Source organism: Spongiibacter sp. (assembly GCF_984394615.1).
Genome location: NZ_CFHTQA010000009.1, coordinates 66,115 through 86,306, shown reverse-complemented (window position 1 = coordinate 86,306; position 20,192 = coordinate 66,115). Strand labels below are relative to the sequence as shown.

The 20,192-nt window shown below is 59.1% G+C and carries 20 protein-coding genes and 1 riboswitch; of the genes, 7 read left to right on the top strand and 13 right to left on the bottom strand.

The features are described 5' to 3' along the window. From AC5DB9_RS05705 to nrdR, 13 genes are all read right to left on the bottom strand, one after another. Positions 1-807, bottom strand: coding sequence for a thiazole synthase (locus tag AC5DB9_RS05705; RefSeq protein ID WP_374963114.1), 807 nt, complete (start codon positions 805-807; stop codon positions 1-3). Further along, a complete protein-coding gene (gene thiS, locus AC5DB9_RS05700; protein WP_022958673.1) occupies positions 804-1,007 on the bottom strand; it encodes a sulfur carrier protein ThiS in 204 nt (67 codons plus the stop codon). Before thiS ends, AC5DB9_RS05705 begins: the two co-directional genes overlap by 4 nt. Further along, positions 1,007-2,098, bottom strand: coding sequence for a glycine oxidase ThiO (thiO, locus tag AC5DB9_RS05695; protein WP_273009308.1), 1,092 nt, complete (start codon positions 2,096-2,098; stop codon positions 1,007-1,009). The genes thiS and thiO overlap by 1 nt, the downstream gene beginning before the upstream one ends. Before the next feature lie 37 nt (positions 2,099-2,135). Beyond that, positions 2,136-4,022 carry a phosphomethylpyrimidine synthase ThiC gene (gene thiC, locus AC5DB9_RS05690; RefSeq protein ID WP_273009310.1) on the bottom strand — a complete coding sequence of 629 codons (1,887 nt, stop codon included), beginning with the start codon at positions 4,020-4,022 and terminating at the stop codon, positions 2,136-2,138. Between the two features lie 81 nt (positions 4,023-4,103). Further along, a riboswitch (TPP riboswitch) is annotated at positions 4,104-4,202 on the bottom strand. A 95-nt stretch (positions 4,203-4,297) separates the two neighbouring features. Next, positions 4,298-5,479 (bottom strand): formate-dependent phosphoribosylglycinamide formyltransferase, encoded by a 1,182-nt coding sequence (purT, locus tag AC5DB9_RS05685; RefSeq protein WP_337956466.1) that lies wholly within the window; start codon positions 5,477-5,479, stop codon positions 4,298-4,300. Between the two features lie 55 nt (positions 5,480-5,534). Further along, on the bottom strand, positions 5,535-6,008 hold the full coding sequence (locus tag AC5DB9_RS05680) for a phosphatidylglycerophosphatase A family protein (RefSeq protein ID WP_273009312.1): 474 nt from the start codon (positions 6,006-6,008) through the stop codon (positions 5,535-5,537). 6 nt (positions 6,009-6,014) lie between these two features. Next, positions 6,015-6,974: a thiamine-phosphate kinase gene (thiL, locus tag AC5DB9_RS05675; RefSeq protein WP_273009314.1), complete on the bottom strand. Its 960-nt coding sequence runs from the start codon at positions 6,972-6,974 to the stop codon at positions 6,015-6,017. 6 nt (positions 6,975-6,980) lie between these two features. Then, positions 6,981-7,469, bottom strand: coding sequence for a transcription antitermination factor NusB (nusB, locus tag AC5DB9_RS05670; RefSeq protein WP_273009316.1), 489 nt, complete (start codon positions 7,467-7,469; stop codon positions 6,981-6,983). Between the two features lie 68 nt (positions 7,470-7,537). After that, positions 7,538-7,999, bottom strand: a complete 462-nt coding sequence (gene ribH, locus AC5DB9_RS05665; RefSeq protein WP_022958680.1) for a 6,7-dimethyl-8-ribityllumazine synthase — start codon at positions 7,997-7,999, stop codon at positions 7,538-7,540. Positions 8,000-8,067: 68 nt separating this feature from the next. Further along, positions 8,068-9,192 (bottom strand): bifunctional 3,4-dihydroxy-2-butanone-4-phosphate synthase/GTP cyclohydrolase II, encoded by a 1,125-nt coding sequence (gene ribBA, locus AC5DB9_RS05660; protein WP_022958681.1) that lies wholly within the window; start codon positions 9,190-9,192, stop codon positions 8,068-8,070. 1 nt (position 9,193) lies between these two features. Then, a complete protein-coding gene (locus tag AC5DB9_RS05655) occupies positions 9,194-9,856 on the bottom strand; it encodes a riboflavin synthase (protein ID WP_273009319.1) in 663 nt (220 codons plus the stop codon). 8 nt (positions 9,857-9,864) lie between these two features. Further along, positions 9,865-10,980 carry a bifunctional diaminohydroxyphosphoribosylaminopyrimidine deaminase/5-amino-6-(5-phosphoribosylamino)uracil reductase RibD gene (gene ribD / locus AC5DB9_RS05650; RefSeq protein ID WP_273009321.1) on the bottom strand — a complete coding sequence of 372 codons (1,116 nt, stop codon included), beginning with the start codon at positions 10,978-10,980 and terminating at the stop codon, positions 9,865-9,867. A gap of 11 nt (positions 10,981-10,991) precedes the next feature. Then, positions 10,992-11,474: a transcriptional regulator NrdR gene (gene nrdR, locus AC5DB9_RS05645; protein WP_022958684.1), complete on the bottom strand. Its 483-nt coding sequence runs from the start codon at positions 11,472-11,474 to the stop codon at positions 10,992-10,994. A 185-nt stretch (positions 11,475-11,659) separates the two neighbouring features. Between nrdR and AC5DB9_RS05640 the strand changes: the two genes are divergently transcribed. Genes AC5DB9_RS05640 through AC5DB9_RS05610 form a run of 7 tightly spaced genes read left to right on the top strand, consistent with a single transcriptional unit; the run spans position 11,660 to position 20,163 of the window. Further along, entirely contained in the window at positions 11,660-12,952 is a 1,293-nt protein-coding gene (locus AC5DB9_RS05640) for a transglycosylase SLT domain-containing protein (protein WP_273009324.1), read from the top strand. A gap of 2 nt (positions 12,953-12,954) precedes the next feature. Next, entirely contained in the window at positions 12,955-13,707 is a 753-nt protein-coding gene (locus tag AC5DB9_RS05635) for an ETEC_3214 domain-containing protein (RefSeq protein WP_022958686.1), read from the top strand. 30 nt (positions 13,708-13,737) lie between these two features. After that, the gene (locus tag AC5DB9_RS05630; RefSeq protein WP_273009328.1) at positions 13,738-15,255 is read left to right on the top strand and encodes a COG3014 family protein; all 1,518 of its coding nucleotides are present in this window, start codon (positions 13,738-13,740) and stop codon (positions 15,253-15,255) included. A gap of 8 nt (positions 15,256-15,263) precedes the next feature. Beyond that, positions 15,264-15,860 carry a penicillin-binding protein activator LpoB gene (locus tag AC5DB9_RS05625; RefSeq protein WP_273009330.1) on the top strand — a complete coding sequence of 199 codons (597 nt, stop codon included), beginning with the start codon at positions 15,264-15,266 and terminating at the stop codon, positions 15,858-15,860. Then, positions 15,857-16,855, top strand: a complete 999-nt coding sequence (locus tag AC5DB9_RS05620) for an LPP20 family lipoprotein (protein WP_273009332.1) — start codon at positions 15,857-15,859, stop codon at positions 16,853-16,855. The genes AC5DB9_RS05625 and AC5DB9_RS05620 overlap by 4 nt, the downstream gene beginning before the upstream one ends. Before the next feature lie 32 nt (positions 16,856-16,887). Next, the gene (locus AC5DB9_RS05615) at positions 16,888-17,910 is read left to right on the top strand and encodes a hypothetical protein (protein WP_273009334.1); all 1,023 of its coding nucleotides are present in this window, start codon (positions 16,888-16,890) and stop codon (positions 17,908-17,910) included. Between the two features lie 12 nt (positions 17,911-17,922). Then, positions 17,923-20,163, top strand: a complete 2,241-nt coding sequence (locus AC5DB9_RS05610) for a PKD domain-containing protein (protein ID WP_273009336.1) — start codon at positions 17,923-17,925, stop codon at positions 20,161-20,163. Positions 20,164-20,192 lie beyond the last annotated feature (29 nt).

The window sequence follows — 20,192 nt, the reverse complement described above, 5'->3', positions numbered from 1 at the left end:
TTACTGCTGATGCCAGAAGGGCATGCCCAGCGTCGGTGTCGACGGCGACGCCGTCTGCCGCTCGGGCATGGCACCCGCCAGCCAGGCCGAGCGCCCCGCTGTTAATGCATCGCGGAATGCCGTTGCCATCAGTATAGGCTGTGCGGCCTGCGCCACAGCGGTATTCAGAAGAATGCCGTCATAGCCCAGCTCCATGGCCTGCACCGCATGGGAAGGCTTGCCGATACCCGCATCGACAATCAGCGGCATACCGGGCAGGCGTTCGCGAATGGTCTGCAAATTGTAGGGATTCATCAGGCCGCGCCCCGTACCGATCGGCGACCCCCAAGGCATCAGCACTTCGCAGCCGACATCGCGCAGGCGCTGGCAGATCACCAGATCGTCGGTGCAGTAGGGAAACACCTTAAAACCAAGTTTGATGAGCTGCTCGGCCGCCTCGATAGTGGCAATGGGGTCGGGCTGGAGGTTGTAGTCGTCGCCGACCACTTCCAGTTTCAGCCAGTCGGTCTCGAACAGTTCACGGCTCATCTGCGCCAGCGTCACCGCCTCTTTTACGGTGTGACAGCCTGCCGTGTTGGGCAACAGGGTTTTGTTAAGGGATTTGATCTGCTCCCAGAAGCTGGCCCCGCCGCCCTGCTCTGGCGACTGCCGCCGCAGACCGACCGTAATAATCTCTGCCTCCGACGCCGTAATCGACTCGCACATCAGTTGTGGCGACGGGTAGAGCGCGCTGCCAATCAGCAGGCGACTCGAAAAAGACTGACCGTAAAGGGTCCAGGTATCCGCATTCTGCTGACTCACCATCAGCCCCCCTGCACCGGCGCCAGCACATCGAGCTGATCGCCATCACTAAGGCGGTATTCACCGTATTGCGAGCGCGGCACGAAATCGCCGTTAACCGCCACAGCGACTTTTTCACAGCTAAAACCCCAGACTTCCAACTGCTCGGCCAGCGGGCTCGCCGCTTCGCACTGTCGACGTTGGTTGTTCACACTGATTGTGATCATCAAGACTCCCAGCAATCGCGTTCAAATGCCTGCAACGCTGTTTCCACCACATGCGGACTCAGCAGGTAACCGTGGCGATACAGGCCGTTCACCGTCAGCAGGCCGTGTTGCCCCCTGACTATCGGTAGATTATTCGGCATGGCGGGTCGGCAGTGACTCCAGGCGTGCTCCACCGTCGCCTCGGCAAAGCCGCTGTGCAGGCTGTACAGCGCCGACAGCAACTCCAGATGACTGCGCACGGTAACTGGCGCCATCGACTCACTCTCAATCTCTGTGGCACCGATCACATAGCGATGATCCGGCCGCGGCGCCACATAGAGTTTGTAGCGCGGGTGCATCAGGCGCACCGGGCGCGACAGTGACACCTCAGGGGCGCGCAGCCACAACACTTCACCGCGCACACCGCGCAACTCTGGCAGGGCGTCCCGGGCCCCGACCCCGCGGGTATCAATGACGCAATCGAAGGTCTGCGCCTGACCATTGACGCGCAGCGAGTGGGGCGCAATGTCTGTCACTTCACTATGGGGCTGCCAGCACACACCCTGCTGCTCGATCGCATCGGCCAGTGCCGCCAGCAGCGCGCCGTTGTCGAGGTAACCCTCATCGGGCAGGAACAGGCCATCGCGAAAGCGCGGCGCCAGCTCCGGCTCCAGCTCAGTCAGACGTTCGGCATCAATGCGCTCGACCCGCTCAATATAGTCCGGCACGACCGCACGAAGCTGTTGCTGAAAGTGCTGCAGGGTAGATTTATCCAGCTCGTGAGCCACCACCACACTGCCATCGAGACCATAGCTGACGGCGCGCCCCGTCTGCGCTTCCAGGGCGGCAATCTGCTCTGGCCACCAGCGCAGCGCCATCAACCCCCAGTCGAACACCTGACGCTCCGCGCTGGCCACCTCGGTATAGGGCGCCAACATCGAGGCCGCCACACGCGCAGCGGTCGTTTCGCCATCGCGGCTGCCCTTGTCGAACAGCGTGACGGCATAGCCCTGCGCCGACAGCTTCCAGGCCAGCAGGCGCCCGAGAATACCCGCCCCGACAACAGCCACTTGCCGCATCACTTCAGCCCCCGCAACGTACTGCGCCGACACCTGGTCGGACTCGTTACTTCCGTTCTCGCCATTGGGCTCACAGTTTTTTGTATATCTCGCTGCCCTGCGCCTTGAACTCATCGGATTTTTTGGCCATTTCGCGCTCCAGCTCTTCCTCCTCAAGCTTGGCCGCGTAGTCGCGTACATCCTGCGTGATCTTCATCGAACAGAACTTGGGGCCACACATTGAGCAGAAGTGGGCGACTTTGGCCGACTCCTTAGGCAGGGTTTCGTCGTGGAATTCCCGCGCCGTGTCCGGATCGAGACCGAGGTTAAACTGATCCTCCCAGCGGAACTCGAATCGCGCTTTGCTCAAGGCGTTATCACGCAATTGCGCGCCGGGGTGTCCCTTCGCCAGATCGGCTGCGTGGGCGGCAATCTTGTAGGTGATGATGCCGGTTTTTACGTCATCTTTATTGGGCAAGCCGAGATGCTCTTTCGGTGTCACATAGCAGAGCATGGCACAGCCGTACCAGCCGATCTGCGCGGCACCAATGCCCGAGGTAATGTGGTCATAGCCGGGTGCAATATCAGTGGTCAGCGGCCCGAGGGTGTAGAACGGCGCCTCGTCGCAGTGCTTGAGCTGCTCGTCCATATTCTCTTTGATCATCTGCATGGGCACGTGGCCCGGACCTTCGATCATCACCTGCACATCGTGTTTCCAGGCTTTCTTGGTCAACTCGCCCAGCGTGCGCAGCTCACCGAACTGCGCCTCATCATTGGCGTCAGCCACTGAGCCGGGACGCAGGCCATCACCCAGCGAGAAGGACACATCGTAGGCCTTCATGATTTCGCAGATATCGTCGAAATGGGTGTAGAGGAAGTTTTCCTTGTGGTGGGCCAGACACCACTTCGCCATGATCGAGCCGCCGCGGGACACAATGCCTGTCACCCGCTTGGCCGTCAGCGGCACATAGCGCAGCAACACCCCGGCGTGAATGGTGAAGTAATCCACGCCCTGTTCAGCCTGCTCAATCAGCGTGTCGCGGAAGATTTCCCAGGTAAGGTCTTCAGCCACACCATCGACTTTCTCCAGCGCCTGATAAATCGGCACCGTGCCTACAGGCACTGGCGAATTGCGCACAATCCACTCACGGGTTTCGTGAATGTTTTTGCCGGTCGACAAATCCATCATGGTGTCGGCACCCCAGCGAATGCCCCAGGTCAGCTTGGCCACTTCCTCTTCGATCGACGAACCCAGCGCCGAGTTGCCGATATTGCCGTTTACCTTCACCAGAAAATTGCGGCCGATAATCATCGGCTCCAGCTCGGGGTGATTGATATTGGCGGGAATAATTGCGCGCCCGCGGGCCACCTCGTCGCGGACAAACTCCGGGGTAATTTCCTTGGGGATACTCGCACCGAAGGACTGGCCGGGGTGCTGCACCGCCAGCTCGCCGGCTTCTCGCGCCTGTGCCAGCGCCATGTTTTCGCGGATGGCGATGTATTCCATTTCCGGCGTGATGATGCCCTTGCGCGCATAGTGCATCTGGCTGACATTTTTCCCGGCTTTGGCGCGGCGCGGACGGCGTTTCAGATCAAAGCGCAGCGCTTCGAGGCTCAGGTCAGCGGCGCGTTTACGGGTGTACTCTGAGCTGTCGGCGCTGAGCAGTTCGGTGTCGTCGCGGTCGAGAATCCACTGCTCACGAATCGGCGCCAGGCCCTTGCGAATATCAATGCTGGCCTTGGGGTCGGTGTAGGCACCCGAGGTGTCATACACCCGCACCGGCGGGTTTGGCTCCAGCTTGGTGCTGCCGTCGCTGGCCTGCACCGGGGTCGGGGTCAGTTTAATTTCGCGCATGGGCACCTGAATATCCTCGCGGCTGCCCGATACATAAATTTTGCTCGACCCCGGCAGTGGCTCTACCGCCGCCGAATCGACCTGCGCGGTTTCGCGAAGCAATGGATATTCAGATGAACTCATGACTTTCCCCTCAGCACGACAGGCGTGGCTGTTCTCTAGTTTTAAGAGGCAGGGACGAGATCGTCACAGAAGACGGACTGATACTGAGGCGATCTTGTTCCCTACGCTGGCATTACCCAGATCAGGTACAACGGGACCCGCTACTGCGATCTCAGCCCAAGGGCGCCCCGACAAGAACCCGCAGTGTAGGACTGGCTACCAGCAATAACAAGAGGCCTGCGGTCCACCTCGCCAAAATCCGGCGCAGGGCGCGCGGATTCAGGCCGTTCGCTATCTCAGAGACTGACATCGACCGCCTGCGCGGCGGCGATTGCCTTGGCCTTGGCATCGTCGATGTCCGCGCCACGAGCCAGCGCCACCCCCATGCGGCGCTTACCCGCGACTTCCGGCTTGCCAAACAGGCGCAACTGCGTATCGGGCTGCGCGAGTGCCTGCTGCAGATTGCCAAAGCGGGTGTTGCGCGATTCGCCTTCGACCAGAATGACCGCCGACGCCGAGGGGCCGTGCTGATGAATATTGGGAATGGGCAGGCCGAGAATCGCGCGTGCGTGCAGGGCAAACTCCGACAAGTCCTGAGAAATCAGCGTCACCAGCCCGGTGTCATGGGGGCGCGGCGACACTTCGCTGAACCAGACATCGTCGCCTTTGATAAACAGCTCAACGCCGAACAGGCCCCAGCCACCCAGGGCTTCGGTAACGGTCTTGGCGATCGTTTTGGATGTTTCCAGCGCAGCGGCAGACATCGCTTGCGGTTGCCAGGACTCCTGATAGTCGCCATCTTCCTGGCGGTGACCGATGGGCTCGCAGAAGCTGCAGCCATCGCGATGCTGCACTGTCAGCAGGGTGATTTCGTAATCGAAATCGACAAAGCCCTCAACAATCACCCGTCCGGCACCCGCCCGGCCACCTTCCTGAGCGTATTGCCAGGACCGCTCAATGTCCGCTGAATCGCGCAGCAGACTTTGCCCCTTGCCGGATGAACTCATAATCGGTTTCACCACGCAGGGCAGGCCAATCTGTTCAACGGCCTGACAGAACGCCTCATAGCTGTCGGCAAACTGGTAGGGAGAGGTGGCGATCCCCAGTTCCTCCGCCGCCAGACGGCGAATGCCCTCGCGGTTCATGGTAAGCTGGGCGGCGCGGGCACTGGGCACCACGGTATAGCCCTCGTTCTCCAGCTCCACCAGTGTGTCGGTAGCAATAGCTTCGATTTCGGGCACGATGTAGTCGGGCTTTTCCTGCTCAATCACCCGCCCCAGTGCCTCGCCATCGAGCATGGAAAAACAATGACTGCGATCAGCCACCTGCATGGCTGGTGCATTGTCGTAGCGATCACAGGCGATGACTTCCACACCCAGTCGCTGCAATTCGATAACGACTTCCTTACCCAATTCTCCCGAGCCACAAAGCAGCACCTTGCAGGCCGACGTACTGAATGGCGTACCGATAGAAACCATGATGTCCTCTCTTTTTCCTCTGGACCTCACGCCCAGATCCATCATCAGCGAATGTTTAGAGCAGTACGAACAGCAACTGCACAACGAGAAACGCGTAAAACCCTGCTAACACATCGTCGATCATAATACCCAGACCGCCGTGCACCTTGGCATCAAGCACCCGAATCGGCCAGGGTTTCCAGATATCAAACAGGCGGAACAGCGCCACGCCCAGCACCAGCCAGAGCCAACCCGGCGGCAGCAGGAACAGGGCGATCCACAGGCCGACAAATTCGTCCCAGACAATCCCGCCGTGGTCGTGCACCCCCAGCGCTTTCGCCGTTTCTCCGCACAGATAAATCCCCAGCAGAAACGCCGCGACAACGGCCGCAATGTACGAGCTGGTAGGCAACAGTTGCAGCAGAAACCAGAAGGGAATCGCCGCGAAGGTGCCAAAGGTGCCGGGGGCTTTCGGTGCCAGACCGCTGCCAAAACCCAACGACAGCAGGTGGGTAGGGTTGCGGAGCATCTGGGGAGGGATCGCTTTCATAAAACCTCAGAAATGTTGGTAACCGGTGCCGACCGAGCAGGCTTGGCCATTTTCATCAATACACGACAAGCCGTCACCGGGCACAATGCCGCCGACGCAGGTCAATGGTAAACCCAAGGAGACCGATAAGGCCGCGATTGACTCGCGCTGTTCCGCAGGCGCGGTAAAACACAGTTCGTAATCATCGCCACCCGAAAGAGCATAGTCGCGGGCAGCGGATAAATCCGTAATCGCCGGGTGGATAGGCAGCGCGCCCAGCATCAGCCGCCCTCCCGCGCCACTGGCATTGAGAATATGACCCAGATCGGCGGCAAGACCGTCGGAAATATCCACCGCCGCCGAGGCAATACCGCGCAGGGCCACGCCGAGGGCCACCCTCGCCTGCGGGCGGTGATAGCGCTCAAGGCAGGCCTGCTGGCGCGCATCGGGCGAGTCACTGTCGAGATAGTCCAGCGCCGCGCGAGCACCGCCGAGACTGCCTGACACATAGATATCATCACCGGGCTTGGCACCGCTGCGCAGCAGTGCGCCACCAACAGGCACCGAGCCCATCACTTGAAAGCTCAGGCACAGAGGACCGCGTGTAGTGTCCCCCCCCACCAGACTCATGCCATAGTGCGCCGCATCGTCAGCCAGAGCGTGGCTGAATGCCGCCAGCCAATCACTGCCATTCTCCGGCAGGGTCAGTGCGAGGGTAAATGCACGGGGCTCAGCACCCGCTGCGGCGAGGTCACTCACACAGGCGGCCAGCGCGCGACGGGCGAGCATCGACGGCGGGTAGTCGTGGGGGAAATGCACACCCTCCACCAGAGTATCCACCGACAGCGCCAACTCTTCACCGGCGGCGGGCGACAGCACTGCGCAGTCGTCACCGATACCGCAACGCACGAAGGCAGATGCCTTGGACAAGGGCTGAAAGAAGCGCTGGATCAGCGCGAACTCGGAGAGTCCCCCGGCGCCAGACACAGCGACTCAGCCTTCCCCTTGGCTGCGGCGGGACTTTTCTGCATTCACTTCAATCTGCCGTGCGGATGCCGCCACTTTATCCAGCACACCGTTGATGTAACGGTAGCCATCTGTCGCGCCAAATCGCTTGGCCAGATTTACCGTTTCATTGATGGCGACTTTGTATGGCACGTCGATACGGAACAGCAGTTCATAGCTGCCCATGCGCAACAGGCAAAGCTCGATGGGGTCGAGGTCATCCAGCTCCCGGTCCAGATGCGGCACAAAGGCCTCCTGCAACTCGCCGAGCTTGGCGGGGATGTTGTGGAGCAACTCGCTGAAGAACACGAGGTCGACATTCTGCATGTCGTAATCGGTTTGAAATTGCGCGTCGATAACATTCAGTGGCTGCGAGGCCATCTGCCATTGATACAGCGCTTGCAGGGCGTAGTGACGCGCCTTGCGACGGGAAGCCGCCAACTGGTTTTTGGCGTGTTGTTCTGGGCGTTGGGCCACGGTGTTACTCCGAAATAAAAAGAACCGGCGCGGGCTGATGGCCGCGCCGTAATAATAGTCGCAGCGGCTTACATCTGCTTGAGCAGATTCACCATTTCGATCGCCGACATGGCCGCTTCTTCGCCTTTGTTGCCCGCTTTGGTGCCCGCGCGCTCAATGGCCTGCTCGATGCTGTCTACCGTCAGCACGCCGAAGGACACTGGTACGCTGTATTGCATGGAGACCTGGGCCAGACCTTTGGTGCACTCGCCAGCCACATATTCGAAGTGAGGGGTGCCGCCGCGAATCACCGCGCCCAGCGCAATAATGGCGTCGTACTGACCACCCGCTGCGGCTTTCTGGCACACCAGTGGAATTTCAAAGGCGCCGGGGGCACGGATGATGGTGATATCGTCTTCGCTCACACCGTGGCGGCGCAGAGCATCCAGCGAGCCTTCCAGCAGGCTTTCTACAACAAAGCTGTTCCAGCGGCCAACCACAATGGCGAACTTGCCCGCCACGCCGGTAAAGGTACCTTCAATTGTTTTCATCACTGTTCCTTACATTTCTCAATCATTAGCGGCTGCCGGGCAACCTGCGTTTTTACCGTAAGCGCCGCTCAGCTGAAATCGCCGGGGCTGACAAACTCAACCACTTCCAGATCAAAGCCGGAAATCGCATTGTACTTCACGGGTGCCCCCATCAGGCGCAGCTTGCCAGCGCCCACGTCACGCAGAATCTGCGAGCCCAGACCGACATTGAAGTAGGTATTCTGGTACTGGGCGCTGTCACCCTGCAGCGGCGACTTGGTACCGCGCGCAATATCCAGCTCAGCGAGAATATCTTCCGCTTTCTCCTGGTTGGCGAGCAGCACCAGCACCCCGCCGTGTTCGGCCAGCACTGACAGCGAACGATGCATATTCCAGCCGGTGGTCGATCCCGGTGGCTGGCTCTGCAGCAGATCGCGTACGGTCGAGCCCAGATGCACTCGCGCCAGCGTCGGCTCGTCGGCATTGACCTCACCTTTCTGCAGGGCGAAGTGGAGTTGACCGGCCACCGAGTCCCGGTAGGCGTGCAGCAGGAATTCACCGAAGTCAGTATTGATCGGGCCACTGCTCAGCTTCTCAACGGTGCGCTCGTTGAGCACCTGGTAGTGAATCAGGTCGGCGATGGTACCCATTTTCACATCGTGTTCGGCAGCAAAGGCTTCCAGGTCTTCGCGACGGGCCATGGTGCCGTCTTCGTTCATGATCTCACAGATCACGCCGGTGGGCTCAAAGCCCGCCAGACGGGCGAGATCACAGGCCGCTTCGGTATGACCCGCGCGATTGAGCACACCGCCGGGCTCGGCCATCAGCGGAAAAATGTGACCGGGCTGGACAATGTCTTCAGCACGGGCGTTGCGAGCCGCCGCCGTGCGCACCGTGTGAGCACGGTCGGCAGCAGAAATCCCCGTCGTCACACCCTCGCGGGCTTCGATCGACAGCGTAAACTTGGTGCCAAAACCGGAGGCATTGCGATCGACCATCAGCGGTAGCGCGAGTTGTTCGCAGCGCTCACGGGTCATCGGCATGCAGATCAGACCGCGGCCATGAGTCGCCATAAAGTTGATGTCCTGAGGGCGTACACATTCGGCAGCCATGACCAGATCGCCCTCATTTTCGCGATCTTCGTCATCCATCAGAATGACCATTTTGCCCAGGCGAATGTCCTGAATCAGCTCTTCTACGGTGCTAAATGCCATATTACTTTGCCTTCATAAAACCGTTTTCGGCCAGTGTGGCCATTGTGATGCCGCCGCTGCGGCTGTCAAGCGAGCGGGCGTCCAGCAACCGCTCCAGATATCGGGCTACCACATCCACCTCCAGGTTCACCCGGCTGCCGACGCGGTAAGACGCTATCGTTGTCTCTGCCGCCGTGTGCGGCACAATATTCAGTTCAAAGCTCGCGCCATCAACGCGATTTACTGTCAGGCTTACGCCATCGACACAGATAGACCCTTTTTGAGCGATGTAGCGCGCCAGATTCTCAGGTGCATCGATGCTCAAACGCAGCGAACGGGCATCGCGCTGCATGGCGACAATCGTACCAACGCCATCCACATGACCACTGACAATGTGTCCATCGAAACGACTGCTGGCGAGCATCGCCCGCTCCAGGTTCACTGCCATGCCGGTTTTGGCCTCAGCGAAACTGCTGTGTGCGAGCGTTTCGCGTGACACGTCGGCCCAAAAGCCGTCGCCGGGCAAGTCCACCACCGTCAGACAGACGCCGTTGCTGGCAATACTGTCGCCCAATTTGACCTCGGCCAGCGGCAGGTCGCCGCTGCGGATATACAGCCGCAGATCACCGCTGCGCATTTGCAGAGCGGCCACTTCGCCAACGGCTTCAATAATTCCCGTAAACACGCCTGCTCCTAGTCCTTCGCTGCGCGCAACTGCCAGCGCCAGTCACGGCCTACAGCGCGAGCATCCACAATCTCCAGCGCCTGCTGCTCGGCCATCAGCTCCATGGGCCAGCTCAACAGTGGCCGTCCGGCACTCCCCATCAGGCAGGGCGCCGTGTAAACAAACCAGTCGTCCACCAGACCGTCTTTCCAAAACGCCGCACTCAGGGTGGCCCCCGCCTCCAGCATGACCTCATTGCAGCCACGACGGGACAGCAGCTCCATCACCGCGCGCGGCTCAGGGCGGTCACCCGGCAGCACTATAATCTCGGCGCCCCGCGCTTCCAGCACCTTGCGGCGCGCATCATCGCGCGAGGTGGTAAGCAGCAATATCCCATCGCCGCCCTCAAACAGCCGCGCGTCGTCTGGCGTTCGCAGTTGCGAATCAAGAATCACCCGCAGCGGCTGCCGCCAGCGATCCGTCATATATTCGTGCTGCGGCGATGTAAAACTCTCAGGCCGTACCGTCAGCGCCGCGTTATCGGCCAGCACTGTCTCAATGCCGCTGATAATCGCGCAGCTCTGCGCGCGCAAGCGCTGCACATCGGCCCGCGCTTGCGGCCCGGTAATCCACTGGCTTTCGCCCGACGCCATTGCAGTGCGACCATCCAGGCTCATTGCCGACTTCATGGTCAGCCATGGCAGACCGCCTTCCATTCGGCGGCTAAAACCACGGTTCAATGCCCGCGCATCGGCTTCCAGCAGTCCGCAATCCACGGCAATGCCCGCCTCGCGCAACATCGCCAGCCCGCGACCGGCGACCTGCGGATTCGGGTCCTGCATGGCGACCACCACCCGCGCTACCCCCGACTTGATCAGGGCTTCCGCACAGGGCGGCGTGCGCCCGTAATGACTGCAGGGCTCCAGCGTCACATAGGCGGTACAGCCCGCGGCACTGTCGAGCTGCCCCAGGGCATTCACTTCTGCATGCCCTTCGCCCGCCCACTGATGCCAGCCCTCGGCCAGCACCTGGTCATCACGGGCAATCACACAACCCACTCTGGGGTTGGGACTGGTGGAATAGCGACCACGGCGCGCCAGTTGCAGCGCGCGCGCCATAGCCTGCTGATCAAAGAGAGAGCTCATGCCAACGGAAGCTACTTGAGCTTGTCCAGCGACACCCCGCCGGGCTCGGCAGACAGGCGATCAATCTCGGCACGGAATTCATCGAGATCCTGAAAACTGCGGTACACGCTGGCGAAGCGCACATAGGCCACATGATCCAGCGCCTTGAGCGCCTCCATCACCTGCTCGCCGACATCGCGACTGTGCACCTCGCGCTCGCCGGTCGCCTGCAAGCGGCGCTTCAGTTCGGAGATCTCTGTCTCCACACGCTCAACACTGACCGGCCGTTTTTCCAGCGCTTTCAACACACCGGAGCGCAACTTTTCTTCATCGAACGGTTCGCGAGAGCCATCGGTTTTAATCACCTTCGGCATCAGCAGCTCGGCACTTTCGTAGGTCGTAAAGCGCTCGCTGCAGGACAAACACTCACGCCGCCGCCGCACCTGACCGCCCTCGGCGACGAGTCGCGAATCGATCACTTTGGTGTCGTCGAAGTTACAAAATGGGCAGCGCACGGTTCAAGCCCTCCGGAAAACGCGCGATTTTATCACCTCGACCCACACAGGAACAGCACTGCCAAAGGCGGGGAGCGCGAACACAAATGTCGAAAAGGCGAAATAGTTGCGCTTGCGAAACCGCAACAGCCGGTTAGAATCTTTGAAATTAAAGTAGATATATAAATTGCATAAGGTACTGACGCGTGAGCTTTACAAAACCGGCAAGAGGCCTCAGTGCCGTCCTCGTTTGTTTTCTTGGCTTTCACTACTCCGCCACCGCACAGGATGCCTTTGGCGATGACGCCTTCAGTGACTTCGCGGGCTCGCTGAGCGCGGAGTTTGCCGAGTTCGAACAATCGCAGGCCGATGAATGGAACAGCTTCGTCAACGAGATCCGCGCCGAGCAGGATGCGTTCATCGCCGAACTGGAGAGCATGTGGGGCTCGGAGACCGAGAGCAGTGACCGCAGCAAATGGGTGGAGTATGCGCGAGGCCGCCGGGTAAAGCGCACCGTCGACTTTGAGAATAACCAGATTCGCATCGCCGTCATGGGGCAGCCGTCTCCCGACGAGATGAATCGCATTATCAACGAGCAATTGCAGGGCGCGCTGGAAACCACGACCGAGCAAGCCAATCAGGAATACCCGATTGTGGCCCGCATGCAGGAAACCGCGACCAGCAAGCCGCTGCCTCCGGTTCCCGTGGTCGCCGAGCTGCGCGAGCTTGTCGGTGAGAAAGACAACCGCAAAGCGGCTGCCGCACTGGCCAGCAAGGCAACAATCAGCGAAGTTGAAATCAAACCCGCTCCGCAGAAAAAAGCAGCGAAGCCCGCGCCTGCGGCAAGCAAGCCGGTCGTTGCCAGCAACAGCAGCAAACCCGCCCCCACAGCAAAAGCAGCAAATACGACGCCGACAAAAGCCAAAGCCACTGTTGCGGTCATCGACCTGTCTGATAGCTGGCCGGTGCGCCGCGCCCGGAAATACAGCGGTTCTGTCACGCAATTTGCCGACAAGATGGATATTCCGCGCCCGCTGGCTTACGCCATTATGTACACCGAGAGCAGCTTCAATCCGGTAGCGGTATCACCGATCCCCGCTTACGGACTGATGCAGATCGTACCGGGCAGTGCAGGGCGCGATGTGACCAAAATGCACTTTGGCAAAGAACAACTGCTGTCACCGGAGTACCTGTTTACCGCCGACAAGAATATCGAGGTTGGCATCGGCTACCTGAACATTCTCGACAAGCGCTACCTGCGCAAGATCAAGGACCCGCTGAGCCGGAAATACTGCACGATCGCGGCCTACAACACCGGCGCCGGCAATGTCGCCAAAGCCTTTACCGGCAAGCTCAATATTTCCCGCGCCGCCGTGGTTATCAACAATATGAGCCCACAGGACGTGTTTAATACACTGGAAACCAAGCTGCCCTACGATGAGACCCGCAAGTACATCAAGAAAGTGACTGCGGCAGAAAAACACTTCCTGAGCCTGTAATCGTGGATAAAGTTGAGCTTCACAATCAAAAAGTCAGCGCCATTGCCAATCGCCTGCCTACCTGGCTGGTGTCGCTGGTATTGCTGTTTGTCGGCTTGGGCAATTTCACCGACTCCATTGAGCTGATCAAAAACCTCTACGAATCCGTATCGAGCAAATTCAGCAATAACGTGGAGTATGAGCGCACCAGTCACGTGCGGGCCGGCCTCAATATTGCGTACATCCAAGACTATATTGGCGAGCCCCAGTTGCTAAAGGAACTGGGCGATGGCCTGCAGGTTCGCCACTATATCGACGACAAGTACCTCATCTCCCTGTATACCGAGGGCGAGCGGGTAAGCGCCTACCTGGTCTTTGCCAGACAGGACCACTTTCAGCCAGATATGCAAGGCATGAAGGAACGCACCCTGGGCGAGGATTCCTTGTTCCAGCTGCGCCAGAATACCGACCGGGTCGCCTTTGAGTACTCGCGCAATATCGCCTACTTCATTGAAAGTCAGCAGGTGAATTTTGGCGGCGGCTACCTCACGCAGAGCTATCTGGGCTGGGTAAATTACGCAGCACAATTTGGTCCTGCGCCCGACGCCAGCCTGGAGGCGTTGTATGACGCCGAAGTCATGGGTGAAAACAGCGCGGGCAAGCTGACCACCGCCCGGGAACGCATCCTGCCGAACGCCTTTGGCTACGGCGAACTGAGTATTGAAGACATTCAGCGCGGCCTGTTGACCAGTGCCGAACTGCAGTTTTTCGATTAAGACGTATCTGTACAGCAAGGATAACAATGGATGAGGCAAGTCCTAACGAGAATAGCAAGCTGCTTTCTGCCCATCGCTATTACCGCCTGTGTCAGCAATAGTCCGAAGCCTGACACCAACCTCAGCCAACAGCTGAATGAGCCCTCCGCAGCCTTGGCAAGCGCCGCGGCCTATGACGACCAGGACATGCTGTCGGTGCTCACCCATGCCAGCCTGCGACGCCTCGCGGGCGACTACCGCGGCAGCAACACCGCACTCGACCGCGCTTACAGCCTCAATGACGAGCTTTATACCCAGAGCCTGAGCGACTTGTCAGCCGCCAGCCTTCTTAATCCCGGCGCCGCCCCCTACCGTCCCAACCGATTGGAAGTGGGTTTTGTCAGCTATATGAAAGCGCTTAACCACTTGGACATGACCCAAGGTAATAACGCCCTGCAACAGCGCGAAGCCGCCGCTGTCGAAATGCGTCGCCTCGATATTCTTCAAGGGGAGTCGCGCTATCTCCGAGAGATGGGCGACAACAGTGACCGCTATGACGAGCTGGCCCAGTTCGTCGTCGCCCTGTTCAGTGAGCGCAGCAAGAACGCCCTGAGCGAAGGCCTGATCGACATTCAAGCGCCTTGGCTCTACGCCCTGTCGGCTATCATTTACGAAGCCAACAACGATCTGGACAGTGCCCAACTCGCCTATCGCCGTGCGCTGGCGATGTTACCTGAAGGCGAGACGACCGACGTCCAGCACAATCTCAGACAGCTTATCCTCGACAACGGCCACCGCTGCCTGAGCGCACTCGGCTACGAGCAGCGAGCCATCGCCGAATCGCCGTTTGCCGCAGGCGGGGCCGACTCGATGACTGACGGCCGCTGGCTGATCGAGCACGACGGTGTGCTGCCCGCCAAGGCGCCGCTCGAAATGTTGCTGACCGCCGACAGTGTGGCTCAGCGATTGATCCTGCGCCCGATGATTCGCGGCAGTGAAGCGGAAAAAGCCGCGCAACGCCGACTGTTCGCCGAGCTGTCGCTACACTACGACAGCCCCTACAAAGACGCCATCGTAATAGAACTGGGCGACAACTGGAGCGCTGCCGACAGCTTGGGGCTCACCGCTACCATTGGCGGCGGCGTCCGTATCTTCATCGATTACCTTGCGGATGATGCCGCCGAGCAGCCCACAACACTGCAGACCGTCAGCGGCCAGCAGCTGCCGCTTACCACCATCGCCGATATCGCCGGGGATCTGCGCCGCTACGAGGCGCTCACACTCCAGTACCGCTTTGAAGAAGCCCTGCTACGCGAACTGAGTAAATCGGCAGGTTATAAATCCATGACCGGCGGCATCAGTCTGCCGTTCTCATTGGGCGGCGCGCTGGCGACCTTTTCAGCGGCGGCGGACCTTCGGCAATGGCAATTGCTGCCCGCACGCATCCGCGTATCAAGGATTCCCGAGGCTGCACTCGGCGACGGCGAACTGGAGCTGATCAGTGGCACTGATCGGCAGCGCCTGACGGTCACAAGCGATCAGACCGTACTGACCCACCATCAATACTGAGTACCGCTATGAAGACGTTTCTGAAAAACCTGCTTGCCGCGATTGCCGTTTTGACCATGACTGCCTGCGCCAGTAACTCGGTACAGCGGGTCGACAGTGGCGAGCAGCCACAGTTGACCGACCGCTGGAACGCCAGCGATTCACAGAGTGTTGCCGAAGCGCTGATTCCCGACATGCTGAGCTTTCCCTGGGCCAAACCCGGCGCCGACGGGGAGCTGCCGGTGATTGCAATTCAACACATCAGCAACCGCTCTCACGAGCAGATTCCCGTGGAGACCTTTATCAACTCCATCAAGCGCGAACTGCTGCGCAGTGGCAAAGCCGAGTTTGTGGTGACCGGCGCGGAGCGCGAGCGAATTCGCGACGAGAAGATGGACCAGGAAATGTTTGCGAGCATGGACAGCGCAGTGGAAATGGGCGAAGAGACCGCCGCCACTTTTGCGCTCAGTGGTGTAATTACCTCGCTGGTGGATCAGCTTGAGGGCAAGCGCACCACCACCTATCAGGTCGACCTGAAACTCATTGACCTGCGCAGCAACCGCGAAGTCTGGAACGGTCGAAAACAAATCCACAAGTACAGTGAGCGCGCGAGGTTCGGCCTGTGAAGCTGCCCCGCCTGCTGCGAAATACCGCCACGCTCCTGATACTGCTTCCCAGCCTGGCGGCCCAGGCGGCCACCCCGGACTGGGTACAAACCCCGCCGCAACGTCCCGGCTTCGTATTCGGGGTCGGCGCCGCCGATCTGTCACTGGGTTACGCCGAAGCCAGCGAAGCCGCCAAGCTGTCCGCCCGCAATGAAATTGCCAGCACCCTCAAGCTGCAAGTGGGCTCCGAGCTGACACTGAACAATGTGTCAGACGAAACGGGCAGCCGCAGCACCTTCAACAACAATATCCGTATCCGCGTGCCCGATATTGCGCTGTCGGATATCCGCATTGTTGAAAGCCGGGAAGTGACCGAGCACAACACGCTTTACAGCCTGGCAGAGCTTGACCTCAACGCCGCCGCCAGCCGCGTGGCACAGGAAATTCGCACACTGCTGGCAGACGCCCCACGTACCGGCGTCAGTGGCGACCTGTCCAGTCAGCTTCGACAGCATTACCAAAGCATGCTGAATGAGCTGCAGTACACATCGCTGTTGCAGCAGTACCGACTGCTGGGCGGCAAACAAACGTTCGACGACAGCGCAATCACGCAGCGTGCCGAGCAGGGCGCACAGTTCTTCGAGCAGCTACTGATCCAGCTCGACGCCCGTGACGAACTCAGCACCGGCATCGCCAGCAATATTGCCGCAGAACTCGCCCGTCGCGGCCTGCGCACCAGCGCCTCAGGCGACAAGGCCAGTCTGCAGTTGCAGCTGCAAAGCAGCTCCAGGCAGATGGCTCGCAACAACGCGTTTTACTGCAACATCAAAACCAATGCCACGCTCAGTACTCAAGGTCAGACACTGAGCGCCAGCAGCCGGTCCGCCAAGTCGGTATCGGGAGACAGCGACCTCGCCTGCCAGAAGGCCGGTGAGAAAGTCGCGGCACTTATCAGCAGGGAGCTAATGGAGAATTTCTGGAAAACACTAAACTCGCCGCAACCAAAACAAAATTAATGCGGCTAAAACTACGCAGAGGGTAGATAGAGATGGACAAACGTGTCACGGCAGCAGCTCTGCTGACTGCCAGCCTCACCGCCGGGAATGCGCTTGCGCAAGATGGCGATCAACGAGCCAGTTTCGGTGACGAAACCGGCTACAACTATGTGGGCGGCTTCTCGGTGGGCTATAAATACCTGGAGCTCGAAGCCGATACTATTCGCGACGCCTACGTAAAAACCATCGGTCTGAACATTCTTCAGTTCGAGTGGTTCCCGGAGCAGGCCACCTGGATGCAAAACATCAGTTGGATGGCGGCGATCCGCCCCCGCCTGAGCTACGAACTGACGCCCGGCGACAGTGCCGAGCAGGATGAAATTGCGCAGGCTTCTGACTCAGAGAAAGAAGGCTGGACACGCTTTATCGCCGACCTGAGCATCGACCCCGTGCAGCTCTTCGGCGGTGAAAAGTCTGCCCACCGCATCGACATCAACTACGATGTGCAAACCTTCTTGATCACGGTGCAGGCGACCCGTGATTACTTCTACATTGAGGATAACGACGCCAAGCTGCTGACCGCTGGTGACAAAATCGACGTGAATACCACCTTCACTGAAGCCACTGTCGGTTATGCAATGGAAGAGCAGGACGTAAGGTTCGGCGTTGGACTCTTCTCCGTCGACTACGAAAAGCCGGTGTCCAGCGACGTCTCCACGCCGATTGAGTCGATCTACAAAGGCAGCTTTGAAGCGACCGGCCTCTATCTCGGTGGCTCAGTGCGCTTCTTCGATAGCCTGGACGTCAGCCTGCGCTACGACTTTACCTTTGATGCCGAAGCCACCGTCGACGGCGGCACCTCGCTGACCCGCGACGAGTTCGGTATTGAAGACAGCATCGAGTACGAATCCTACACCCTCGATGCGGTTTACGACCTGCGAAAAACCTCGATGAAGCTGCCACTGGAAGTCCGCTTCAATTACACCCAGCGCCAGTTCGACGCCTTTGTTGAAGGCTCAACGCTAAACGATGACCGCTTATTCGGCATTTCGTTGATCGGCAGCTTCACGCTTTAAGAGGACCCAGTCATGAAGAACCTGAAATTACTGACCGCCGCGTCGCTGGCCCTCGGCCTCAGCCTGCAAGGCTGTGTTTTCGACGAATCCGGCACTGAATATAAAGAACCGAGTGCGAATACCGAGCCGGTTATCAACCTGAACTACGACTCGCAGCTCCCCCTGAACACCTACCTCAGCTTCGAGGACAACAGCGCGGACATCGCCGTCCAGTTCGGCAGCCAGACCTTCCGCTTTCCAGACCGCTCTGAAATGCGACTGCGCGGCTTTGGCGGTTTCGAGACCGACCGCGTCTGGAAGACCTCGGTCGTAGAAGATTCCCGCGGCATTAAAACGCTGCGTCTGGGCTACTACGTGGTATCGCCAGACAGCAACGATATTAGCGCGCCCATCTTCCACAACTTTGCCAAAGACAGCCGCGGCAATATCTACCTGACGGAAACCGCCGAGCAGCTCAAATCTGACCTCGGTGTGGCCCCGTTCCGGCAGCCCCAGCCTGCACTGTTGTTTCCCGCCAACGTCGACGTTGGCGACAGCTGGGTAGCCGGCCCCACGATCGTACCGCTGTTCTATAACTTCAGCTCGGGCACCGGCTGGACCGCGACGCTGATCGACGACAATGCCACCGCCCCCATCAGCGGCGAGCAAAACTGTATTGTCATCAAGTACTACGGCGAGCGCTTTTCCTACTACCTGTACCTGAAAGATGGCCTTGGTGTCGTTGAGTGGGTGAATAGCTGGGAAGAAGACCCCAATGGCAAGGTTCTGCCCACCGATGGCTGGGCGCGCAGCGATAAAGGCAATGGCAGCACTGACATTGACTATACCGATTACGGCTGGTCTTTCGACGACAGTAATCCGGTTGGTGCCGTACTCTACTCTATCGGTTTGAAAGTGGTCGAGAACGAAGAGGCCAATGCCGATGCGAGCGACAGCTCACCGATCAATGATTCCGGCTTCGATTTTACCCGGGTTATCGAGACCACGGCGCCCGCATCAAACACCTACCCGGCACTGCTGGATCTGCGGCTTCCGGATGAGCGTGGCGAAGAGTTCATCAACTTTGCCGACAGCAAATGGGACAGCACAACGGGCAAATACTACCGGCCGCTGATCCGCATCAGCTTCCAAGGCAACACCTATATTGCCGACGAGAGCAACGGCAGCTTTGAAGTGGAGAAGCTCTATAACCAGCCCTTTGGCCCCGCTCGCCTGGCGTTTCTGGGTCGCGGTACGCTGGTGAATGAGGCTGACCCCGCGGACAGCATGAAGTTTGTTGGCCTGATGGAAGGCAACTACGTGAATGCCGGCCCCGACGGCCTGACCTCAGACTTCGCGATTTTCGGCCTCGGGCCGGACCGTCGCCTGCCCGCCGCCAAACCGGGCAGCACCTATCGCATTTATATTTCCTACGCCAATCTTAACGAACCGTTACGAGAGCTGCTGGAAATGGACCAGGCGAGTATTGATGAATTCGGTCTGGACGAGTCTGAACTCGGCTATACCAGCATCTGTTACGGCAACCGCATCAGCGAAAATGGCCCCTGTAACAGCATCAATGTCAGCTTCGAGATCCAGGTACCGGATGTTGAAGGCGAACTAGGCTTCCGCATCGGCGGCATCGACAGCAACGACGAGCTCAAGTCTGCCAGTCAGTTGTTCTATCTGCCGGTCAGCAAAGATGCCGGTGGCAAAGGACCACTTACTGCGCGTGTGTTTGATCAGTTCAGCGACGTGATTCGCGGCGCTCGGGATGCCAATGGCGAATTCAACACCGGCATTCTTAATGCCCTGTCTTCGGTGGCCCCCAACAGCAACATCGTCAAATACAGTTACGATTTTGGCGATGGCGAAACCGTTGATGATGGTATCCCGCTGGGTGTCTACACCTACACGCAAGACGGCGAATATCAGCTCAAGCTGACCGTTACCGACGACCAGGGCAATACCGCTACCGCCTCTCGCAAAGTCATTATCAGCGACACCGGCAAAGTGATTATTCGCAATATTGCCAATGACTTCAGCAGCGGCGCCTTCACTATCGGCATCGATAATCTCGACGAGCCAGACGGCTACTACGACTACTACAAATTCGTCATCCTCGACAAAGGCGAGGATGAAGTCTTCGAAGTACCGGGCGGCGTTAACTACGTGATCGACATTATCGATAACGGCGAAGTGGTCTATACCGACGAGCGCTTTGTTGGCAATGCAGAAGAGGAAATCGTGGAAGTGGACCTGGACCAGGATTGAGGACAGGATAACCCCCCCACAAAAAAGCC